The following is a 21054-nucleotide window of genomic DNA, read 5'->3' as shown; positions in this document are numbered from 1 at the left end:
TGTGTCCCTCTCCCTCGGCGAGAAGCAATGCCTTGGAGGTTTTTCCGTTGATCGCTGCACGTCGGCCCGTACGCCGCACCGCACCGCCCGGCCGCCCGGTCCGGCTCGCCCTGGTCGCCGGCACCGCGGCGCTCGGCGCCCTGCTCACCGCCTGCTCCGGTGCCGCCGCCTCGGGCCCGGAGTCGGACAAGGGCGGCGCGGCGGCGTCCTCGGAGGCCAGGATCTCGGTGAACCTGCGGGGCGGCCAGGCCGCCCCGGGCACACCGGTGAAGGTGACGCTCGACAACGGAAGGCTCGGGACGGTCACGGTGCGCGCGGACGGGGGCGCGGCACTCACCGGCCGGATATCCGCCGACGGCAGGACCTGGACGTCGGACCGGGCGGCCGCCCCCGGCACCACGTACGACGTCGTGGCGAAGAACACCGAGGGCGGCAGCGCCAAGGCCGGCTTCACCACCGCCGCCGCCGACAAGGTCAACAAGCTGACGCTGGCACCGGGCAAAAACACCACCGTCGGCATCGCGCAGCCGCTGTCGGTGGTCTTCGACAACCCGGTGAAGGACAGGGCGGCGGTGGAGAAGGCCCTGAAGGTCTCCACCTCGAACGACACCGAGGGCTCCTGGGGCTGGCTGCAGGACTACTCCGGCAAGGACCGCGTCGACTGGCGGCCCAAGGAGTACTGGAAGCCCGGGACGAAGGTCACGCTCGACGCCGATCTCAACGGCATCGACTCGGGCCCGTCCGGCGGCTGGTTCGTGCGCGACTACCGGACCACCTTCACGATCGGCGCCGACCAGGTCGTCGAGGTCGACCTGGACCGCCACCGGCTGGCGCTGAAGCGGGACGGGAGGACCGTCATGGACGTGCCCATGTCGGCCGGCACCCCCGGCGGCGAGAAGGCGTCCTGGCGCGGGACCGCCGTGCTGATGTCCAAGGAGGGCACGATCAACATGCGCTCCGAGACGGTCGGCCTCGGCGACGCCTACGACAAGATGGTCGACTCGTCGATGCGGCTGACCTGGTCGGGGATGTACGCCCACGCGGCGCCGTGGAACGCGGGCTACTTCGGGGTGGCCAACCGCAGTTCGGGCTGTGTCGGGATGAGCGACGCCGACGCCGGTGCACTGTACGGACAGGTGCGGGTCGGTGACCCGTTCGAGATCACCGGCGCGGACGCCAAGGGCACGGTCGCGGAGGGCAACGGGTACGGGGCGTGGAACGTGTCGTGGGCGGACTGGCAGGCGAAGAGCGCGTTGTAGCGGGCCGGGACACCGGGCCTTCCGCCTCGGATCCGGCGGCTGTCGACACCGTGGTCGCGCACCGCGGCCGGCCGATCCCGTCGCACGGTGAAGCTCCACACCACGGTGAGCCCGAACAAGGAGAGCGGCACCTTCGTCGCGTATTTCCACGACGAAGGGCCGCTCGGACTCGGCACGCTGGTCAGCAACGCCCCCTATACCTTCCACGGGCGGACGCCGGGCCGGCCGTTCCCCGTGGACCTGGAGCTGTTCTCCACCGTCTACGGCGTTCCGGCCGGTCACCGTCTCACCCTGGTGATCGACACCGTCGACCCCCTCTGCGTCGAGCACGACCCGCCCGGATCGCAGCTGACCTTCTCCTCGTCCCCGGCGGACCCGTCGTACCTGTCCGTGCCGTTGCGCGAGAAGTGATCACCGACTGCTGCCGGGTGGGTACCGCTCCGCTGGAACCGCTTGGCGGCGGCCCCGGCTACTGCACTCCCGGCAGCAGCGTTCCTGGTTCGGCCGGTGCGATCTTCACGGCCTGCATCTTCGGATTGCGCCGTTCCCGCTTGGCCACCCAGGTCGCGAACCAGGAGAGCAGCATGCACATCCCGATGTAGATCGGCGAGATCACCATCACCACCGGGATGAAGGGAAGATCGTAGTCGAGGTTGGACGCGATGAGCTTGCCCGCGTGGAGGAACTCCTCGTAGGTGATCAGATAGCCGAGCGAGGTGTCCTTCAGCGCCACGACCAGCTGGCTGATGATGGTGGGCAGCATGGCACGCACCGCCTGCGGGGCCAGTACGAACGTGGTGACCTGTGTCTTGCGCAGCCCCAGGGCGTACGCCGCCTCGGACTGGCCGCGCTCCACCGAGACGATCCCGGTGCGGAACACCTCGGCGAGCACCGAGCCGTTGTACAGGGTCAGACCGGTGACCAGGGCGGGCAGCGGCTGCACCTTCAGCGCCACGAAGATGAAGAAGATCATCACCAGCACGGGCATGGCCCGGAAGAACTCCACCAACAGCGTCGCGATCCAGCGCACCGCCCGGTGGTCGGAGAGCCGGCCCACCGCGAGCACCGCGCCGAGCAGGAGCGAGAGCACCGCGGCGTACGCGAACGCCTTGAGGGTGTTGCCCAGTCCGCGCAGCAGCAGTTCCTGAATTCCCTTGTACGTGAAGGGCGTCCACTTGGCGCTGGTGAACTGCTCGGTGTCGAAGAGCAGATAGACGATCCAGCCCAGCAGGGCGAGGATCAGGGCCGTCGAGACGATCCCGTACAGGAGATGGCGCTTGCGGGTCGCCGGGCCGGGGATGTCGTAGAGCGCGGTGGCGGACGGCGCGGTGCGGGTGGTCATCGGGCGACTCCCCAGCGCTTCTCCATCACGTTGAAGAGCGCACTGATGGACAGGGTGATGATCAGGTAGCCGACGGCGATCCAGACGAAGGTCCAGATGATGCTGTAGCCCAACTCGTTGAGGGTCTTGTAGGTGCCGAGCAGCTCGGTGACGCTGAAGGCCCCGGCGATCGCCGAGTTCTTGGCGAGGGCGATGAGCGTGGAGCCGACCGGCGGGATCACCGACCGGAACGCCTGGGGCAGCACCACGGTGTTCAGCGTCTGGCCGAAGGTCATGCCGAGGCTGCGGGCCGCCTCGCCCTGCCCGGTCGGCACGGTGTTGATGCCCGAGCGCAGCACCTCGCAGATGAACGCGGAGGTGTAGCAGCCGAGCGCGAGGACCGCGAAGACCTGGAAGGGAAGGACCAGGCCGAAGCGTGGCAGTCCGAGCAGCACCGCGAAGAAGAGCAGGGTCAGCGGGGTGTTGCGCAGCACCGTCACCCAGACCGTGCCGAGCACCCGTAGCGAGCCGACGGGGGCCACCCGGAAGGAGGCCATGATGAAGCCGAGGACCAGGGCCAGGATCGAGGAGTAGACGGTCAGTTCGACCGTGCCCAGGAAGCCCTTGCCGTAGAGCGAGAAATTCTCGGTGAGTACGTCCATGGTCGGTGCCCCCCTCTCAGGTGGCCGGGTAGCGGTCGATGGGCGGCGGCGTCGGCGCGGGCACCCCGGACAGGCCGAGCGTGGCCTCGAACGCCTTCTTCCAGTTGCCGTTCTTCTCGTTCGCCTCCAGGGCGTCGTTCAGGGCGAACCGCAACGCGTTGTCGCTGCGCGGGACGCCGATGCCGTACGGCTCCTGGGAGAACGGCTTGCCCACGACCTTCATCTCCTCGGGCGCCTTGGCCGCGAAGCCCAGCAGGATGGCGTCGTCGGTGGTGACGGCGTCGACCTGGTAGGTCAGCAGGTTGTCGACGCAGATCGAGTACGTGTCGTAGGCGACCAGGATCGCCTTCGGGTAGTCGGCGGCGATGCGCTGGTACGGGGTCGACCCGGCGGCCGAGCAGACCGTCTTGCCGGCCAGGTCCTGCGGGCCGTTGATGTCGTGCTCGTCGGTGCGGACGAGGAGGCCCTGTCCGGCCATGTAGTAGGGACCGGCGAAGCCGACGAGCTTCTTGCGCATGTCGTTGATGGTGTAGGTGCCGACGTAGTAGTCGATCTGCCCGTTCTGCAGCGCCGTCTCGCGGTTGGCGGAGGCGATGGTCTTGAAGCGGATCGTCTTCGGGTCGAAGCCGAGCGAGGCCGCCATCATCTTGGCGATCTCGATGTCGAAGCCGGAGTAGACGCCGGTGGCCGGGTCCTTCTCGCCCAGGTAGGGCTGGTCCTCCTTGGCCCCGACCCGGAGGTAGCCGCGCTTCTTCGCCTTCGTCCAGGTCGGCGAGGCGGGCAGCCGGAAGGCGGTGTCGACCTTGTAGACCGGCAGCTGTTCGGGCTTGGGGCCCTTCACCGGCGGGCTGCCCTCCTTGCCGCAGCCGGCGGCGAGCACGGCCAGCAGGAGGCCGGCGCAGGCGGCCAGAACTCTTCTCGTACGCAACACGGAGCCTCCCGTCAGTGCTTGAGGATCTTGGACAGGAAGTCCTTGGCGCGGTCGCTCTCGGGAGCGGTGAAGAACGCGTCGGGAGTGCGGTCCTCGACGATGCGTCCGTCGGCCATGAAGACGACACGGTTCGCGGCGGAGCGGGCGAAGCCCATCTCGTGGGTGACGACGACCATCGTCATGCCGTCCCGGGCGAGTTGCTGCATGACCTCCAGCACCTCGTTGATCATCTCCGGGTCGAGCGCCGAGGTGGGCTCGTCGAAGAGCAGCGCCTTGGGGTCCATGGCGAGGGCGCGGGCGATGGCCACGCGCTGCTGCTGGCCGCCGGAGAGCTGGGCGGGGAACTTGTCGGCCTGCGAGGCCAGTCCGACCCGCTCCAGCAGTTCACGGGAGCGCCGGTCCGCCTCGTCCTTCTTCCGCTTGCGGACCTTGAGCTGGGCGAGCGAGACATTGGCCAGCACGGTCCGGTGCGCGAACAGGTTGAACGACTGGAAGACCATGCCCACTTCGGCCCGGAGCTGGGCCAGCCCCTTCCCCTCCTCGGGGAGGGGTCTGCCGTCGATCGCGATACGGCCGGACTCGATCGTCTCCAGCCGGTTGATGGTCCGGCACAGGGTCGATTTGCCGGAGCCGGAGGGGCCGATGACCACCACCACCTCCCCGCGGCCGACGGTGAGATTGATGTCCTGCAGCACGTGCAACTGTCCGTAGTACTTGTTGACGTCCCGCAGCTCGATCAACGGATCGACGGCCATACGCTGCCCTACCCACTTTTCGCTTGTGTCGAGGTCAGCGCAAACTATCCAGCCTGGAAAGGGACTTCGCCCCCGACACGCACAAATGGGGCATAAGCCTTCTTATCTGATTGCCATGGGAGTCCATGGCCGCGGGAGTCCGGTCGCCGGGGCGGCTCTACCCCTCGGCCGACTCCGAATAGACCTGGGAGAGCTCGGGGCTGCCCGCCATCGCCCAGTCCAGCCCGGCCTCGACCACGTCGATCTCCCGCCCGGAGGCGAGCCGCACCACGGGCTGCCCGCTCGGCCAGATGCTCCAGACCGCGCCGGGAACGTTCCGCACCAGGACCGTCCCGAGGTACAGCCCCGCGTCGTTGCCCAGCCAGGGCAGCTCCTCGGGGTCGTCCCGCCAGCGTGGCGGCAACTGGTCCAGAGCCGCCAACGAGGCCGGGCTGTCGTCGAGTTCGAGCCCGCGCTGCCCCGCCCGGACACGCAGCAGCTCGCACTCGGCGAGGAGCTCGGCCACGCCATCGGGATCGGCCGCGGCCGCGGCCGCGAGCCCCGCCTCCCGCGCACCGTCATGACGCTTACGCCAGTTGTCCAAGAAAGGGATGTTCATACCACTCAGGGTCGCATCCCTCCTGTGGTGCGCACCACAGGGCACGCGGCCTGTCGTTCGAGTGCTGAATCCGGGGCGGGCGCCCGCTCGCGCGCCTCCGCACGCGCCGCGTACCACCGCCCCGGCACGGTTCCGGGGCGGTTGCGGGGCGGTTCCGGGCGGTCGCGGCGGGAAAAGGGGTGGAGGCGGGGCGATCCGGGCTGGTAGCTTCGCGATCACGTCCAGCCCCGAGTCCGACAGAGGCTAACCACCGGTCCGCCGGTGGCTGATCCGCCGTCGAATCGCTCCCGTGACGCCGCGTACCGGCCCGGGGCGATTCCCACCGGCCCGCAGCCGCAGGACCCCAGCCGTGTGGGCTGCGCTCCTCCCTCCGCGCTAGTGAACCGTTTTTGGTTCCACCGTGCGCGGATTCCCCGGCTCCGGCGCCTGCCGCGCCGCCGGTCACGTCCCTGAGCACTCCGGACGTTCTTCCGCGTCGCCGCCTGTCATGACGGGCGGGTGCGGGCCCACACCCCTTGTCCGGTCCATCCGTCAGTCGTCCATGGGGTTCCTTCATGCCATTCGCCGTCTACGCGCTCGGGCTCGCCGTCTTCGCCCAGGGCACATCCGAATTCATGCTGTCCGGGCTGGTCTCGGACATCGCCGCCGACCTGCACGTCTCCATCCCCACCGCGGGGCTGCTGACCTCGGCCTTCGCGATCGGGATGATCGTCGGGGCGCCGCTGATGGCGCTCTTCAGCCGGAACTGGCCGCGCCGCCGCGCCCTGGTGTTCTTCCTCTGTGTCTTCAGCGCCGTCCATGTCATCGGCGCACTCACACCCGGTTACGGGCTGCTCCTCGCGACGCGGGTCGTCGGGGCGCTGGCCAACGCGGGCTTCTGGGCGGTGGCCCTGGTGACCGCGGTCTCCATGGTCGGGCCCGAGGCCCGGGCCCGCGCCACCTCGGTGGTGGTCGGGGGCGTCACCATCGCCTGTGTCGCCGGGGTGCCCGCCGGCGCGGCGCTGGGCGGGCACTGGGGGTGGCGGTCGGCGTTCTGGGCCGTGGCCCTGGTCTCCGTACCGGCCGTCCTCGTGATCGCCAGGACCGTTCCGGCGGGACGTCCCGAGTCCGCCCCCGCCCCCGCGAGCGTCGAGCTGCGGACCCTGACCGGTCCGCGGCTGCTGCTGACCCTGCTGACCAGTGCCCTGGTGCAGGGGGCGACGTTCTGCGCGTTCTCCTACGTCGAGCCGCTCGCCACCCGTGTCACCGGGCTCACCGCCGCCTGGGTGCCCGGTCTGCTGTCACTGTTCGGGCTGGGCTCGTTCATCGGCGTCACGGCCGCCGGCCGGCTCGTCGATCTGCGGCCGGTCGCCTTCACCGCGGCCGGTCTGGTGGCGCTGGCGGTGGGCTGGACCGGATTCGCGCTGACGGCGGGCAGCCCGTTCGCGACGGTGGCGCTCGTCCTCGTCCAGGGGATGCTGGCGTTCGGTACCGGTACCGCGCTGATCTCGTGGGTGTTCCGGCTGGCGGCCGACGCGCCGACGCTGTCCGGCTCGTTCGCCACGGCCGCGTTCAATGTGGGTGGCGCGCTCGGCCCCTGGCTGGGCGGGCTGGCGATCGGCGCGGGCCTCGGCTTCCGGTCGCCGCTGTGGGTCAGCGCCCTGCTGATGGTCCTGGCACTGGGCACCGCCGGGGCGTCCCTGGGCGTGCGCCGCAGCGCCACCGCCTGACCGGCCGCGACGGATGGAGCCCCGCCCGGCGCTGAACGGGCGGGGCCGTCCCGTTCACAGCAAGCAGCCAGCAAGCGGAATAAGGACAGGAACCACGCTAGCGGCCACCACTGACAACGGACCTCGGACAGCAGATCCTCAGATACTGAGGTCCACGACCACCGGGGCATGGTCGGACGCGCCCTTGCCCTTGCGCTCCTCACGGTCCACATAGCTGTCCTCGACCGCCGCGACGAAGGGCGCGTTGCCGTAGACCAGGTCGATCCGCATGCCCTTGTTCTTCGGGAAGCGCAGCTCCCGGTAGTCCCAGAAGGTGTAAGGGCGGTCGTACTTGAGCGGGCGCGGCATGACGTCCGACAGCCCCTCCTCGCGCAGCGCGGCGAGGGCGGCGCGCTCGGCGGGGGTGACATGCGTGGCCCCCTCGAACAGGGCCGGGTCCCAGACGTCCTCGTCGGTCGGGGCCACGTTGAAGTCGCCCAGCACCGCGAACGGCTGCGAGCCCGCGGCGTCCGCGGCGACCGACTTCTGCAGGGCCTCGAACCAGCGCAGCTTGTACGCGTAGTGCGCGTGCTCGATCTCGCGGCCGTTGGGCACGTAGACCGACCAGACCCGGACCGGGCCGCAGGTCGCGGAGATCGCCCGCGGCTCCTGCGCCCCTTCGTAGTCCGGGCCGTCCGGCAGTCCCTTGACGACGTCGGACAGGCCGACGCGGGAGACCAGCGCCACGCCGTTCCATCTCCCGGTGGCGTTGACCGCGGACTCGTAGCCGAGCTCGCGGAGCGCGTCCGCCGGGAACTGCTCGGCGGCGCACTTGGTCTCCTGGATGCACAGCACATCCGTGCCGGTGCTCTCCAGCCAGGCCAGCAGCCTCGGGAGCCGGGCGGTGATCGAATTGACGTTCCAGGTGGCGATGCGCATGTACGTAAACCTAGCGGCTGGCACTGACAGCCGCCGGACCGGCGCCGGTCACAGTCCCGTCGAGTCCCCCGGGGCCAGCCGGCCGTGGTCCGCACCGCCGAGGCTGCCGATCTGGTGGTCGTAGACCGGGCGGGCGAGATCGGCGAGCAGCGCGTCGTGGATGTCGATGGCGCGGCGCGGCTTGACCTCGCGTACGTAGTCGATGACCTCGGAGATCTTGTTCCAGGGGGCCATCACCGGGAGCATCAGGGTGTCGACCGGCCGGTCGGGGACGGTGAGCGCGTCGCCCGGATGGAAGAGCGAACCGTCCACCAGGAAGCCGATGTTGGTGATCCTCGGGATGTCCGGGTGGATCACCGCGTGCAGCTCGCCGTGCACCTGTACGTCGAAGCCCGCCGCGGTGAAGGTGTCGCCGTGGCCGACGGTGTGGACGCGGCCGGGGAAGGCGGCCGTGAGCCGGTCGGCGACGCTGCGCAGGGTCCAGATCTCGGCGGCCGGGTTGGCCTCCATGCCGGCGCGCAGCCGTCCCTCGTCGAAGTGGTCGAAGTGCTCGTGCGTCACCAGCATCGCGTCGGCGCCCACGGCCGCGTCCTCCTCCGAGAGGCCGCCCGGGTCGATGACGAGCGTTTGCCCGTCCTTCTCCAGCCGGATGCAGGAGTGCGTCTTCTTGGTCAGTGTCAGGTGCATGGGATTCACGGCGTTCATGGGCCCATCCTGCTACGGGCGCGGCCTCGTTTCTTCCTGAATCACGGTCTGGGCGACGGTGAAGGCGGCGCCGGCGGCGGGCACCCCGCAGTACACGGCGGTCTGCATCAGCACCTCCTTGATCTCGGCCGGGGTGAGGCCGTTGCGCAGGGCGGCCCGGACATGCGCGGCCAGGCTCTCCAGGCGGCCGGAGGCGACCAGCGCGGTGAGCGTGACACAGCTGCGGGTCCGGCGGTCCAGCCCCTCCCGGGTCCACACCTCGCCCCATGCGTAGCGGGTGACCAGCTCCTGGAAGTCCTCGGTGAAGTCGTCGGAGGAGGCCGTGGCCCGGTCCACGTGGGCGTCGCCCAGCACTTCGCGGCGCACCTTCATGCCGCGCTCGTGCGGGTCGGCGCGTCCGGTGGTCCCGGGGTCGGGCTGCGGTGTGGCGGCGGTGATCTCCGCGACGGGCAGCACGGGCGCGGAGAGCTGGGGGATGACGGACGGGGCGGGGATGGCGGCGAGGGTGTCCTGCCAGGCCGAGGAGAAGTGGGTGAGCAGCAGATCGGTGACGGCCCCGGGCTGCTCGACCGGGGCCAGATGCGAGGCGCCGGGTACGAGGGCGAGCCGGGCGTCCGGTATGCCGGCGACCAGGATGCGTGCGTCGCCCGGTCCGGTGACCCGGTCCTCGGCGCCGACCAGGACGAGGGTCGGGACGCCGATGCGGCCGAGTTCGCCGCGGACGTCGAAGGCCGCGAGGGCCTCGCAGGCGGCGATGTAGCAGCCGGGGTCGGTGGTGCGGACCATCTGGACGGCCCAGTCGACGATGGCCGGCTGGGCGGCGGCGAACCCGGTGGTGAACCAGCGCTCGGGCGCGGTGCGGGCCATCGGCTCCAGACCGTTGGTGCGCACGACCACTCCGCGCTGGCGGAATTCGTCGGCGCTGCCGAACCGGGGCGAGGCGGCGACCAGGGCCAGCGAGGCGACCCGCTGCGGATGGCGCAGCGCGAGGTCGGCGCCGATCGCACCGCCGATGGAGCAGCCCGCGTACCCGAAGCGCTGGACGCCGAGGCCGTCGAGGGTGGCGAGCAGCCGGTCGGAGAGGTCGGCGATGGCGGTGGCGGGGTGGGCGGGGGCGCCGCCGTGGCCCGGGAGGTCGTAGCGGAAGACCCGCCAGTGCTGGGTGAGCTCCGGTATCTGCCGGTCCCACATGTGCCACGAGGTCCCGAGGGAGGGGCCCAGGACCAGGATCGGCGCGTCGTCCGGCCCGTCAAAGCGGTATTGCAGGGTTTCAGTCGTTGTCTCACTCACCCGCTCACGCTCCCATAGCGCACGGGATCTCACGTCGCCGGGGGTGTCGCCGTCTTCCGCCGGACAAGCCGCGGCGGCACGGACGCATGCACTGCCGGCCGGACCGGATTCATTGGGAGCGGCCTCGAAATGATCTGGTGAATCCCCTTGCGCGGACAGACCACCCGGTTGGCGAAAGCGCGGTGAAGTCCCGCACGCATTCGAGCCGTCCGGGGCGGAACGGGAAGCATTGCGGCGGCCCGGCAAGCGCTGGGGATTATCCCGGGCGAAGGGTCGGGCACCTGGCCGCCACGGCGCGGACACCCGCCGAGCCCGGCCGGAACCAGGAGGGCGTCGGCGTCACAGTGACCAATGAGACAGGAGTGCGAATTTCGCTCACTGTTTCGATACTTCGCCCGCGACGCGACCGGGGGCGGCCACATGGAGATTCAGCGGCGGACGAGTTCACCATTCCTCCATGATCTTGCCCGAAGCCCTTCTAAGATCCGTGTAAAGGCGGTTCTCCGCATCTCTATGTATTCCCTCACTGGCAGGGCCTCAGGTCCTTCTGAACACTGAGAGCAGGAGATGAAATCAACGAATGAAGAAGTGAAGGGAGCCGCGCCCGGGACGCGTCGGCGGAGGCCGGGCATGCCCGGTCGCCGTACCGTCGGTTCCCTGGCCGCGCTCGCCCTCGGAATCGGTAGCGGCTCGTTAGCCGCGGCGCCCGTGGCGCACTCGCAGGCGGGGGACGGGGCGGTGACGGTCCGGGTGATCCGGGCCGTGGACAACACCGGAGTGTGGACCCCCGCGCTGGAACCGGGCATCGCGGGCGTCAGGGTGACCCTCACCGACGACGCCGGGACCGGCATCGAGGGGGTCACCGCGGCCGACGGCACCGTGACGCTCACCCCGGCGGCGGACGGGCCCAGCGGCGGCAGGTACCGGGTGCAGGTGGTGAATCCGAAGCCGGGAGCGCTGTTCCCCGCCTTCGCCTCGCGCCAGGGGCTGGACGGTGCGCCCAACCAGCTGAGCAGCAACGAGGAGTTCGTCGACCTCTCCGGCGGGAAGAACGTGGCGTACACCACCGGGCTCTGGAGTCCGGGTGACTACTGCCAGAAGAACGCACCGCTGATGACGACCTGTCAGCCCGCCACGCGCGAGGGCAAGGCCCAGCGCACGCTGGTCTCGTTCCCCTACAGCGCACGCGGCCAGGACGGCGTCGACGTCGACGTCACGAACATCGCCACCGACGCCGAGACCGGCACGCTCTTCGGCATCGCGTGGAACAAGGCCGACAAGCGGGTGTTCTCCTCGGCACTCGCCAAGCGCACCACGGACTACGGTCCGGGCGGCGCCGGCGGCATCTACGTGACCGACAGCGCGCAGAAGTCGACCACCCTGTTCACCGTCGTCCCGGACGCGGGGACGACGGAGCACGGCGAGGGCACCGACGACGCCTTCCTCGACGCGCCCGGCAAGGAGAGCCTGGGCGGCATCAAGATCACCGAAGACGGCAAGGACCTGTTCGTCGTCAACCTCAACAACCGCAAGCTCTACCGCTACGACGCCACGGCGGCGACCGCGGCGGCACCCGAGTCCGTCGCCACCATCCCGGATCCGGGCTGTCCGGCGGCGGCGGACTGGCGCCCGTTCGGCCTCGGTCTGCGTGACGGCGTCGGCTACGTCGGCGGGGTGTGCTCCGGCGAGTCCACCGGGAAGCTCTCGGACCTGCGCGCCGTGGTCATGCCCTTCGACCTCGGCACCGGGGCGTTCAGCAAGCCGGTGCTGGACCAGCCGCTGGACTACCCGCGTCAGTCCACCGTTGGCGGTGGCCCGTGCGACGGCGCGGGCTGGTTCCCGTGGACGAACACCTACCCCGACTCGCAGAACGGCCGCCCGTGCGGCAACTCCACCATCGCCAACCCCGAACCGCAGGTGGGCGAGATCGACTTCGAGTCCGACGGCTCGATGCTGCTGGCCTTCCGCGACCGCTTCGGCGACCGCGCGCCGGCCGGTCCCACGCCGGGCTCCGCCGCCGTCGTCATGTCGGGCGGTGACCTGAACAAGGCCTGCCCGGCGGACAACATGTACGTGATGGACACCAACAACGGCTGCGGGCTCTCCCCCCGGGGCACCCGTTTCTTCGACACCAGCTGGGGTGGCCACCGCAACACGGCGTTCGCCGGCATGGCGCTCTCCAAGGTCGAGAACACCATCGCGGTCTCCGCCTTCGACCCCAACCACACCGCCCTCGGGTACGGCACGTCGTTCCTCCAGCGCGACGGCACCCAGGACCCGAAGTTCGGCCTGCGCCTCAACCCGCCGGGCGCCGTGGCCCCGTTCGGCAAAGGCGCCTCGATGGGCGACCTGGAGGTGCTCTGCGACCAGGCCCCGCTCCAGATCGGCAACCGGGTCTGGTACGACCCCGAGCGCAAGGGCATCCAGAACCCGGGCCAGCGCCCGGTCGTGGGCGCGACCGTCCATCTGTACGACGAGTCGGGCAAGCTCGTGGGGACGACCGTGACGACGGCGCGTGGCGAGTACTACTTCGACGACTCCAATGTCACCGGAGGTCTCCGGCCGAGGACCAAGTACACCATCCGCCTCGACAAGCCGGCCGACTACGCCGAGGGCGGTCCGCTCCACCAGTGGGTGCCCACCCGAGCGGACGCCGGCGACAACCACTTCATCGACTCCAAGGGCATCGTCCCGCGCGACGCGCGCTTCCCGGAACGGTCGCTGACCACCGGCGGGCCCGGCGAGAACGACCACACCTACGACTTCGGCTTCCGACAACAGGAAGGCGAGCTGCGCCTGGTCAAGCACGACGAGCACGGCAGAGCGCTGGCCCACGCGAAATTCCAGCTGTGGAAGGAGACGAACGACGCCGACGGACTGCAGACCACCGGGGAGGACCCGGACACGAAGGTCGGCAAGCCCTGCGTCACCCGGACCGACGGCATCTGCCGCGGCACCGGCGTGCCGGGCACGTACTACTGGCAGGAGGTCAGGCCTCCCGCGGGTTACGCCGCACCGGACGAGCCCGTGTCCGGGCCGCTGGTGCTGACCTCCGACAACCTCGACGACGGGGTCTCGGTGACAGCGGTCAACCGGCGGCTTCACGCCACCGAGCCGACACCGAAGCCGACGAAGCCGGGGCATGGACAGGGCAAGCCGGGCAAGCCGGGTTGGCCGGAGGCCCAGGGATCACCGGGCAGGCCCGGCCACGTGTCCCACTCGGGCCTGGCGTCCACCGGGCTGGGCGCGGGGCTTTCGCTGGCCCTGGCCGGCTGTGCCGCGCTCACGGGCCTCGGTGCGGCACTGGTCGTACTGATGCGCAGGCGAAGGGCACAGCACCGCTAGCGCAGGTTCGGCGGATCAGGGCCGAGCGGGCCCTGACCCCGGATCGGGGTGATCGGCACGGATGACCGTCCGGGCCGGTTCGGGCGGGTTCGCGGACCAGCGGTTCGCGGACCCGCCCTCCCGCATGACCCACCTCCGTTGTGACCGACCGATGAGAGAAGGCGACCGCATGGCTCGGACAGGGAAGACCGGCGGCCGTACGCCGCGTCGGGCCCTCTGGTGGAGAACACTGATCGCGATCACGGCCTGCGGCGCCGCGGTGGGCGGCCTGGCCGCCTACCGGGGCTACTCCGACGACTCCACCACCGCCGAGCGGCCGGTGACGACGGAGGAGGCGTCCAGGCTGGCGCTGTCGCGGCTGAACCTGTACCAGGCCAGTCCCGTGGCGGTGACCCTCACCGCCACCGAGGGCGGCGGAGTGGTGGTGCGGGTCGAGGGGGTCGTGGACTACCGGACCCATCGGGCCGTGGGGAGTTATCGAGTCACCGGATCCTCCGGTGCTTCCGGGCCCGACGCCGGGCAGCTCGACCACGGGCTGATCGTCTGGGACACCGGCGGCCTCGGCCTGGCCCCCGTGCCCGAGGGCGACGACAAGCAGCCCTGGCAGCAGGCCGAGCACATCCCGCGCTCGGGCTGGTCCTCGCGCTCCTACACGACCGATCCGCTGGACGCCGGGCTCCAGTTGCTGATCGGGCTCGGTGCGGACCGCCCCGACAACCCGATGCTGCTCGCCCAGTCCGGGGCCCGATGGCTGGCGCACGACCGCATCGACGGCCGCGGCTACGACCGGTTCGCCGGGCCGCGCGCCCAGGGCGCCACGCCCGGTGCGGGTTCCGACGGCGGACGGTCGCCGCTGACGTACTGGGTCGACGGTGACGGCGGCCTGCGGCGGGTGACGATGCGGATGCCGGGTCTGGGGACGCCGACCACCGTGGAGTTCACCGGGCACGAGGGCCGCGCGAAGCTCCCCGAGGCGCCGTGGGGCGGCACCGGCTGAGTCCCCGGTGCCGGTGCCGCCCCGGCTTCCGCCGCCGTGCCGCCGTGCTCAGCGCGGGTGCGGCACGGCGTCCACGTCCTTCGGGAGCGGATACGCGGCCGGGTCGACGGCCCCGGGCAGGCCGGTCGCCGGGCGGCCCGGGACCGTCGGGTCCGGCATGGACGGCTGGGCGGGCGGGGCCGGCACCTGGCTGAACGGGACGCCGGGCGGCGGCTGCACCGGAGCGGTCCGGCCGGTGGGCGGCGTGCCCCTGCCGCGGGTGCCGCAGCCCGCGCGTCCCTCCAGGCCGTCCGGGCTCTGGGTGCCGGGCCGGTTGCCCGCGAAACAGTTGCCGGGGTCGGCCGAGGCCAGCACGAGGTCGACGCCGTTGCCGGTGGCGCGGTTGTCTTCGACGCGGTTGCCGCTCGCCGGGTGCCCCGGCGGGTCGGTGACGACGACTCCGGCCGCCCGGTTGCCGCGGATCAGGTTGCGCTGGACGCGGTTCGCGGTGCCGCCACCGATGCCGATGCCGATGCCGAATCCCCCGTCCGCCTGCTCGGGCGTGTCGGCGGCGTTGTTGTCGGCCACCACGTTGCCCGCGATCACCGCGCCGTGCTGCGGGGCGAGGGCCTCCAGGTCGTTGGAGTTGACCGTGACGCCGACCCGGTTGCGGGCGACGCGATTGCCCAGCACGTGCAGGCCGTCCGAGGCATTGGTCAGTTCGATGCCGACCGCGTTGCGCTCCACGGTGTTGCCCCGGACGACGGTGGAGCAGGGCTTGCACTGGCCGACGTAGATGCCGGAGTCGGCGTGCCCGGAGGCGTAGGAGTCCTCGATCACGCCGTCGCGCGCGTCAAAGGCGTAGATGCCGTACAGGCCGTTGTTGTACGCCGTGACCCGGGTCGCGCGGAAACCGCGGACGGGAGGGAAACGGGTGGTGTCCAGCGGGTCGTAGGCGGAGCCGCCGGCGCCGCGCTGCTGCAACCGCTCGTCGGTGACGCCGGTGAACAGCACGCCGTTGGCGAGGTAGCCGTGCACCGTGAGGTTCTCCACCACCGAGCCCGCACCGGTCACGGTGATGCCGTTGGCCAGACGCACACCGCCGTCGAAGACCACCTTGTTGCGGTCCGTTCCACGCAGCACCACACGGGGCTTGGTGACACGCACGCTCTCCCGGTACACACCGGGGCCGATCAGCACCGTCTCGCCCTCACGAGCGACGTCCACCGCCTGCTGCACCGAGCGGAAATCCTGCGGAACGCGCAGCACACTCCCCGCCGGATGCCGTGCGTCGGCGGGGGCCGGCTCCGTACCGGAGCATCCGGTGGCCACCAGCGCGAGCGGGACGACCAGTACCGACAGGCGCAGCATCGCCCGGGACATCGCCTTCGGGACGGTCGAGCGGTTCAACGGGCGTAATGCGGACAGGGTTTGCATGCAGGATGTTTTATCGTCTCCAATAGGCCCATGCCCACCCAACACGGAAATGCGCAGGATCCCTCCCGCCCCGCGGCAACCGGTGTCGGGCGGCGCCGGGCACTGCTCGCGGCCGGAGCGGTGCTCGCCGCCGGGGCCGGAGCGGCGGCCGACGGACTGGCGAGGGGCGAGGGGCCGACCGGCCGGGCCGGCGCCGGCTCCCCGCCGGCCGAGGCCGCGATTCCCTTCCACGGCACCCGGCAGGCAGGTGTCACGGCGCCCCAGCAGCCGGCTACGCACCTGCTCTCCTTCGACCTCCCCCGGACCTCGGCCGCCGCCGACCGGAAGGTTCTTCGCAGCGTCCTGTCCGCGCTGAGCAGCACGCTCGCCACCGCGGCCGCCGACTCCCCGCCGGACCCGCGGCTCCAGGGCGGTGGCACGACGCGGCTCACCTCCCTGGTCGGCGTCGGCCCCGCCCTCGCCGCCCGGCTCGGCCTCGATGTCCCGGCCTCGCTGGCGGAGTTACCGCCGTTCCCGGGCGATCGTCTCGACCCGCGCCGCAGCAACGGCGACGTCCTGGTCCAGCTGGGCGCGGCCGACCGCTGGACGCTCACCGTCGTCGCCGAACTCGTCGCCACCGCCGCTCGCACCGCCGGCGCCGTGCCGCGCTGGTCCCAGTCCGGCTTCCTGCCCCACACTCCCCCGGGCACCACCCCGCGCAACCTGTTCGGTTCCAAGGACGGCACCGCCAACCCCGATCACACGGCGGCCGAGCAGTGGGTCTGGGGCCCGCCCGGAGCCCACGGGGACGGCACCGTTCTGGTCTACCGCCGGATCCACATGGACGTCGCCGGCTTCGCGGCCCTCTCCGAGGACCGGCGCGACGGGGTGATCGGCCGCCGAGCCCGTGACGGAGTCGCCCTCACCGGCACCGCCGAGCGCGACGAGCCGGACATCTACGCCAAGAACCCCGACGGTTCCTACGTCATCCCCGCCACCGCCCACGTGCGCCTCGCCAGCCCCCGCTTCGACGGCGGTGCCCGGATGCTCCGCCGCAGCTACAGCTACGACGACGGACCGGGCGACCGCGGCCTCCTCTTCTGTGCCTTCATGCGCGACGCCGCCCAGTTCACCCGCGTCCAGAACCGACTGGCGGCCCGCGACGCACTCAATCCGTTCCTCCAGCACCGGGCCTCGGCCGTGGCCTACGTCCTGCCCGGTGCCGGATCCGCCGGGAAGCTCGGTGAACGGCTCTGGGCGTGAGGTCCGCCCGGCTCGCGCGTTCACCGCACCGCGTCGTTCAGCCCGCGATCCGGGCCATCCACTCCTCGACCTCGTCCGCCGACCTGGGCAGTCCGGCCGACAGGTTCTCGTGCCCGTCGTCGGTGACGACCAGGTCGTCCTCGATCCGGACGCCGATGCCGCGCCACTCCTCGGGCACGGTGAGGTCGTCCGGCTGGAAGTACAGGCCGGGCTCGACGGTGAGCACCATGCCCGGCTCCAGCACGCCGTCGACGTACTCCTCGTTGCGGGCCTGCGCGCAGTCGTGGACGTCCAGGCCGAGCATGTGGCCGGTGCCGGCCATCGTGAAGCGGCGCTGGAGGCCGAGCTCGTACGCGCGGTCGGCGGGGCCCTCGATGAAGCCCCACTCGACCAGTCGTGCCGCCAGGTGGCGCTGGGAGGCCTCGTGGAAGTCCCGGTACGCGGCGCCCGGCTTGACGGCCGCCATGCCGGCTTCCTGGGCCTCGTACACCGCGTCGTAGACCTTGCGCTGCACAGGAGTGAAGGTGCCGCTGATCGGGAGGGTGCGGGTGACGTCGGCGGTGTAGAGGGTGTGCGTCTCCACGCCCGCGTCGAACAGGAGCAGCTCTCCCGGGCGCACCGGGCCGTCGTTGTCCGTCCAGTGCATGATCGTGGCGTGCTCGCCGGCGGCGCAGATCGAGCCGTAGCCGACCGCGTTGCCCTCAAGGCGGGCGCGGCGGAAGAAGGTGCCCTCGATCCACCGCTCGGACGTCTCTATCGCGCCGGAGAGCTCTCCGATCGCGTCGGTGAATCCGCGCACCGTGGAGTCGACCGCCTTGCGGAGCTCGCCGATCTCCCAGTCGTCCTTGACGAGGCGGAGGTCGCCGAGCGCCTCTTCGAGTTCGGCGTCGCGCTCCTCGTCGGTGGTGACGGCGGCCTCCAGGGACGGGTCGATGCCCCGGACGATCCGGGTCGGCGCGCCGGAGCCGGCGGCGAGGTCGGCGGCGGCCGTGCGGACGTCCCGGCAGGGCAGGCCGAGCACGAGCTCCGACTCGGCGAGGGAGCGGCGCCGGCCCATCCACAGCTCGGCCGTGGAGCCGGTCCAGAACTCGTTGTTGTCCCTGCTGTCCCGCGGCAGCTGGTAGCAGTAGGCGTCGTGGCCGCCGTCCGCCCGGGGTTCGAGGACGAGAGCACCGTCCCGGGCCTGGTCCCCGGTCATGTGCACGTAGCCGGTGTAGGGGCGGAACGGGTAGGTGTCGTCGTTCGAACGGGTCTTGAGGTTCCCGGAGGGGATCACGAGGCGCTCGCCCGGGAAGCGCGCGGAGAGCGCGGTGCGGCGGCGGGCCGCGTACGGGGCCTGCTCGTCGAGCCGCAGGTCGTGCCGCTCGGTGTCCGCCCAGCCCGTCCGCATCAGAGCGGACAGTTCCTCGGAGATCCCTGAGTAGAGACCGTTCTTTCGCCCCTTGGCCACGGCGTACGCCTTCCTCTGAGTGGGTTCCTCGTGCGGGTTCCTCGGTGGTTCCTCGCCGCCGCCGGTCGTCGGCGGCTCCAGGACGGTATCCCGCGCCGGCCACGTACGGTGCCGAGGAGTGCCACTGGCACGGATCGGCCACGCCCGCCGGCCGGAGGCGTCGATAATGGGCACATGACGAACGCGAGACTCGGCGAGGCGCTTCGGCTGCTGGGCATCGGTGACGAGGCGGGCCGGGTCTATCTGGCGCTGCTCGAACTGGCCCCCGCGCCGCTGAGCGCGATCGCCGGAGCGGCCGGGCTGGACGGCGCGGCCCTGGCCGCCGCGTACGGGGCGCTGGTCGATGCCGGGCTGGCCAGCGCCGCCGAGGAGGGCGAGGACGTGGTGGCCCCGGTTCCGCCGGCCGCCGGGCTGGAGATCCTCGCCCGGCACCGTGCGGCCGAGGTCGAGGAGTCGCGCCTCACCGTCGGGGGCGCGTTCGAGTCGTTCCGGCGGCAGCGGCTCGCCGCGTACAACGACGATCTCGTCGAGGTCGTCACCGGCGAGGCCATCGGTCCCCGGATGCGTCAGGCCTGGGCGAGCGCCCGCGAGCAGATCCGGCAGTTCGAGTCACCGCCGTACTTCCACCTGCCGCAGGCCACGGACGACGCGCTGGCCACCCTCGCCAGGGGGGTGACACAGCGGGTCGTGTACTCGCGGGAGTCGCTGGAGCATCCGGGCCGCCTGAAGGAAGCCATCGAACCGTGCATCAGGGCCGGCGAGCAGGCCCGGGTGCTGCCGTCGGTGCCGGTCAAGCTCGTGATCATCGACGAGGCGTACGCGCTGGTGTCCTTGTCGATCCAGGAGGCGGACGTACACAACACCATGCTGATCGTGCAACCGTGCGGGCTGCTCTCCGCGCTCATGGCGCTGTTCGAGCAGTCCTGGCACAACGCGCTGCCGTTCCACGGCCGCACCACTCGTCCGGGCGGCCTGCAACCCGCCGACCGCCGTCTGCTGTGGCTCCTCGCGGGTGGCGCCGGCGACGACGTGATCGCCCGCGAACTGGGCATCAGCCGCCGCACGCTCTTCCGCCGTCTCCAGGTCCTGATGGCCCGGCTGGGCGCCGCGAACCGCTTCCAGATGGCCTTGCAGGCGCAGCGCAACGGATGGCTGTGATTTCACCGACACCGTGTCGATGTGTTTCCAACGGACCTTCGGGGTACGCCACTTGCGCTCACCGGCCGACTCCCGTATCGAGCGGGTCACCCGCCCCGCGCGGCTCCCGCGGGCCGACGGCAACCGGTTCACGCTCAAGTCCGCCAACCGGCAAGGCGCGTAGGGCACTTGGAGTGGATCGGGGGACATCGGCGACCCCGCGAACCACCACGGCTCCACCGGCGCGCGCCCACATACCCCTGATACCCAATTAGGCTAGGCTAAGCTAATTGGGCATCAGGGGTGACCCGGACGAACGACCAGGGTGGGGGCAGACATGGGACCGGTCGTCACGGAGCGCGCGGACGCGCATCCTTCCGCCGGGCCGCTTCGCCGGCCTGACGAACCGCGGGGCGGCACGGTCGTCGTCAAGTTCGGCGGCAACGCCATGGTGGACACGGAGCTGCAACGGACGTTCGCCCGCGACGTCGTGGAGCTGTGGCGCACGGGGCTGCGCCCGGTCGTCGTGCACGGGGGCGGTCCGCAGATCAGCTCGATGCTCGACCGCCTCGGCCTGGAGACCCGGTTCGAGGCGGGGCTGCGGGTGACCACCGCGGAGACCATGGAGGTGGTGCGCATGGTGCTGAGCGGCCGGGTCCAGCGGGAGCTGGTCGGCCACATCAACGCCCATGGGCCCTTCGCCGTGGGCATGACGGGCGAGGACGCGCACACCATGACGGCGGTACGGCGCCCGGCCCTGGTGGACGGCCGGGCGGTGGACATCGGTCTCGTCGGGGACATCGTGGACGTGAACCCGGGCATGGTGGGCGCGCTCCTGGAGCAGGGGCACATCCCGGTGATCTCACCCGTGGCACGCGGTGAGGACGGACAGGTCTACAACGTCAACGCCGACCTCGCGGCGTCCGCCCTCGCCGTGGCGCTCGGTGCCGAGCGGCTGGTGATGCTCACCGACGTGGCGGGGCTGTACGCGGACTGGCCGCACAGCACCGAGGTGATCGGCCGGTTGACCGCCGACGCGCTGGACGGGCTGCTGCCGGGGCTGGCCGGCGGGATGCTGCCGAAGATGGAGGGCTGCCTGCGGGCCGTCCGCGGCGGTGTGGGCCGGGCGCAGGTGCTGGACGGCCGCGTGCCGCACGCCGTGCTCCACGGCGTCCTCGGGGGGACCGGCCCCGGCACCACCGTGGTTCCCGGCGACGGCCCGGAGCACGGCAGCGGCAGCGACACCGCCTGATCGCGCCGGGCACCCCCGCAAAGGCCGATGGCCGCCCCGGACTCCGGTCCGGGGCGGCCATCGGTGC

General features: G+C 71.4%; 17 protein-coding genes and 1 pseudogene. 8 read left to right on the top strand and 10 right to left on the bottom strand.

Going from position 1 to position 21054, the window contains the following annotated elements; genetic code table 11:
• Positions 1-47 precede the first annotated feature (47 nt).
• Positions 48-1259, top strand: coding sequence for an Ig-like domain-containing protein (locus ACFYY1_RS18015; protein ID WP_388586163.1), 1212 nt, complete (start codon positions 48-50; stop codon positions 1257-1259).
• A gap of 3 nt (positions 1260-1262) precedes the next feature.
• Positions 1263-1670: pseudogene (locus ACFYY1_RS18010) on the top strand (CocE/NonD family hydrolase C-terminal non-catalytic domain-containing protein); the annotation flags it as partial.
• Positions 1671-1728: 58 nt separating this feature from the next.
• On the opposite strand, the gene ACFYY1_RS18005 reads toward ACFYY1_RS18010, so the two are convergent.
• From ACFYY1_RS18005 to ACFYY1_RS17985, 5 genes are all read right to left on the bottom strand, one after another.
• Positions 1729-2601, bottom strand: a complete 873-nt coding sequence (locus tag ACFYY1_RS18005) for an amino acid ABC transporter permease (RefSeq protein WP_388586160.1) — start codon at positions 2599-2601, stop codon at positions 1729-1731.
• On the bottom strand, positions 2598-3242 hold the full coding sequence (locus tag ACFYY1_RS18000; RefSeq protein WP_351252843.1) for an amino acid ABC transporter permease: 645 nt from the start codon (positions 3240-3242) through the stop codon (positions 2598-2600). The genes ACFYY1_RS18005 and ACFYY1_RS18000 overlap by 4 nt, the downstream gene beginning before the upstream one ends.
• Before the next feature lie 16 nt (positions 3243-3258).
• Positions 3259-4170, bottom strand: coding sequence for a glutamate ABC transporter substrate-binding protein (locus ACFYY1_RS17995; RefSeq protein WP_388586287.1), 912 nt, complete (start codon positions 4168-4170; stop codon positions 3259-3261).
• Between the two features lie 14 nt (positions 4171-4184).
• A complete protein-coding gene (locus ACFYY1_RS17990) occupies positions 4185-4928 on the bottom strand; it encodes an amino acid ABC transporter ATP-binding protein (RefSeq protein WP_388586157.1) in 744 nt (247 codons plus the stop codon).
• Between the two features lie 157 nt (positions 4929-5085).
• Complete coding sequence (locus ACFYY1_RS17985) at positions 5086-5526, bottom strand: DUF6278 family protein (protein ID WP_388586154.1); 441 nt, start codon at positions 5524-5526, stop codon at positions 5086-5088.
• A 554-nt stretch (positions 5527-6080) separates the two neighbouring features.
• Between ACFYY1_RS17985 and ACFYY1_RS17980 the strand changes: the two genes are divergently transcribed.
• The gene (locus ACFYY1_RS17980; RefSeq protein ID WP_388586153.1) at positions 6081-7235 is read left to right on the top strand and encodes a Cmx/CmrA family chloramphenicol efflux MFS transporter; all 1155 of its coding nucleotides are present in this window, start codon (positions 6081-6083) and stop codon (positions 7233-7235) included.
• A 138-nt stretch (positions 7236-7373) separates the two neighbouring features.
• Here the strand turns inward: ACFYY1_RS17980 and ACFYY1_RS17975 are convergent, their stop codons facing one another.
• Genes ACFYY1_RS17975 through pcaC form a run of 3 tightly spaced genes read right to left on the bottom strand, consistent with a single transcriptional unit; the run spans position 7374 to position 10148 of the window.
• Positions 7374-8153, bottom strand: a complete 780-nt coding sequence (locus ACFYY1_RS17975; protein ID WP_388586151.1) for an exodeoxyribonuclease III — start codon at positions 8151-8153, stop codon at positions 7374-7376.
• A gap of 48 nt (positions 8154-8201) precedes the next feature.
• The gene (locus ACFYY1_RS17970) at positions 8202-8858 is read right to left on the bottom strand and encodes an MBL fold metallo-hydrolase (RefSeq protein ID WP_388586148.1); all 657 of its coding nucleotides are present in this window, start codon (positions 8856-8858) and stop codon (positions 8202-8204) included.
• A 12-nt stretch (positions 8859-8870) separates the two neighbouring features.
• Complete coding sequence (pcaC, locus tag ACFYY1_RS17965; RefSeq protein ID WP_388586146.1) at positions 8871-10148, bottom strand: 4-carboxymuconolactone decarboxylase; 1278 nt, start codon at positions 10146-10148, stop codon at positions 8871-8873.
• A 630-nt stretch (positions 10149-10778) separates the two neighbouring features.
• Here pcaC and ACFYY1_RS17960 point away from each other — a divergent pair.
• Entirely contained in the window at positions 10779-13493 is a 2715-nt protein-coding gene (locus tag ACFYY1_RS17960; RefSeq protein ID WP_388586144.1) for an SdrD B-like domain-containing protein, read from the top strand.
• A gap of 169 nt (positions 13494-13662) precedes the next feature.
• Positions 13663-14490, top strand: a complete 828-nt coding sequence (locus ACFYY1_RS17955) for a hypothetical protein (protein WP_388586141.1) — start codon at positions 13663-13665, stop codon at positions 14488-14490.
• 48 nt (positions 14491-14538) lie between these two features.
• Here ACFYY1_RS17955 and ACFYY1_RS17950 read toward each other — a convergent pair whose 3' ends face one another.
• Complete coding sequence (locus tag ACFYY1_RS17950) at positions 14539-15906, bottom strand: right-handed parallel beta-helix repeat-containing protein (RefSeq protein WP_388586139.1); 1368 nt, start codon at positions 15904-15906, stop codon at positions 14539-14541.
• Between the two features lie 30 nt (positions 15907-15936).
• Here ACFYY1_RS17950 and ACFYY1_RS17945 point away from each other — a divergent pair, with 30 nt between their 5' ends.
• A complete protein-coding gene (locus ACFYY1_RS17945; protein WP_388586138.1) occupies positions 15937-17148 on the top strand; it encodes a Dyp-type peroxidase in 1212 nt (403 codons plus the stop codon).
• A 37-nt stretch (positions 17149-17185) separates the two neighbouring features.
• Here ACFYY1_RS17945 and ACFYY1_RS17940 read toward each other — a convergent pair whose 3' ends face one another.
• Positions 17186-18598, bottom strand: a complete 1413-nt coding sequence (locus tag ACFYY1_RS17940; protein ID WP_388586136.1) for an aminopeptidase P family protein — start codon at positions 18596-18598, stop codon at positions 17186-17188.
• Between the two features lie 174 nt (positions 18599-18772).
• Here ACFYY1_RS17940 and ACFYY1_RS17935 point away from each other — a divergent pair, with 174 nt between their 5' ends.
• Positions 18773-19756 (top strand): LuxR family transcriptional regulator, encoded by a 984-nt coding sequence (locus ACFYY1_RS17935; protein WP_388586133.1) that lies wholly within the window; start codon positions 18773-18775, stop codon positions 19754-19756.
• Between the two features lie 316 nt (positions 19757-20072).
• Positions 20073-20987, top strand: coding sequence for an acetylglutamate kinase (gene argB, locus ACFYY1_RS17930; protein WP_388586130.1), 915 nt, complete (start codon positions 20073-20075; stop codon positions 20985-20987).
• Positions 20988-21054: the final 67 nt, after the last annotated feature.

The organism is Streptomyces sp. NPDC001890 (genome assembly GCF_042891445.1).
Classification (GTDB): Bacteria; Actinomycetota; Actinomycetes; order Streptomycetales; family Streptomycetaceae; genus Streptomyces.
Note: the sequence above shows the minus strand (reverse complement) of the source record. Positions and strands in the feature narration are given on the sequence as shown.

Bases quoted from the DNA above. Each gene is read 5' to 3' on its own strand.
- ACFYY1_RS17945 (WP_388586138.1), top strand. From the start codon at position 15,937: ATGCCCACCCAACACGGAAATGCGCAGGATCCCTCCCGCCCCGCGGCA.
- argB (WP_388586130.1), top strand. From the start codon at position 20,073: ATGGGACCGGTCGTCACGGAGCGCGCGGACGCGCATCCTTCCGCCGGG.
- ACFYY1_RS17985 (WP_388586154.1), bottom strand. From the start codon at position 5,526: ATGAACATCCCTTTCTTGGACAACTGGCGTAAGCGTCATGACGGTGCG.
- ACFYY1_RS17955 (WP_388586141.1), top strand. From the start codon at position 13,663: ATGGCTCGGACAGGGAAGACCGGCGGCCGTACGCCGCGTCGGGCCCTC.
- ACFYY1_RS18000 (WP_351252843.1), bottom strand. From the start codon at position 3,242: ATGGACGTACTCACCGAGAATTTCTCGCTCTACGGCAAGGGCTTCCTG.
- ACFYY1_RS18005 (WP_388586160.1), bottom strand. From the start codon at position 2,601: ATGACCACCCGCACCGCGCCGTCCGCCACCGCGCTCTACGACATCCCC.
- ACFYY1_RS17970 (WP_388586148.1), bottom strand. From the start codon at position 8,858: ATGAACGCCGTGAATCCCATGCACCTGACACTGACCAAGAAGACGCAC.
- ACFYY1_RS17950 (WP_388586139.1), bottom strand. From the start codon at position 15,906: ATGCAAACCCTGTCCGCATTACGCCCGTTGAACCGCTCGACCGTCCCG.
- ACFYY1_RS17935 (WP_388586133.1), top strand. From the start codon at position 18,773: ATGACGAACGCGAGACTCGGCGAGGCGCTTCGGCTGCTGGGCATCGGT.
- ACFYY1_RS17990 (WP_388586157.1), bottom strand. From the start codon at position 4,928: ATGGCCGTCGATCCGTTGATCGAGCTGCGGGACGTCAACAAGTACTAC.
- ACFYY1_RS17960 (WP_388586144.1), top strand. From the start codon at position 10,779: ATGCCCGGTCGCCGTACCGTCGGTTCCCTGGCCGCGCTCGCCCTCGGA.
- ACFYY1_RS17975 (WP_388586151.1), bottom strand. From the start codon at position 8,153: ATGCGCATCGCCACCTGGAACGTCAATTCGATCACCGCCCGGCTCCCG.
- ACFYY1_RS17980 (WP_388586153.1), top strand. From the start codon at position 6,081: ATGCCATTCGCCGTCTACGCGCTCGGGCTCGCCGTCTTCGCCCAGGGC.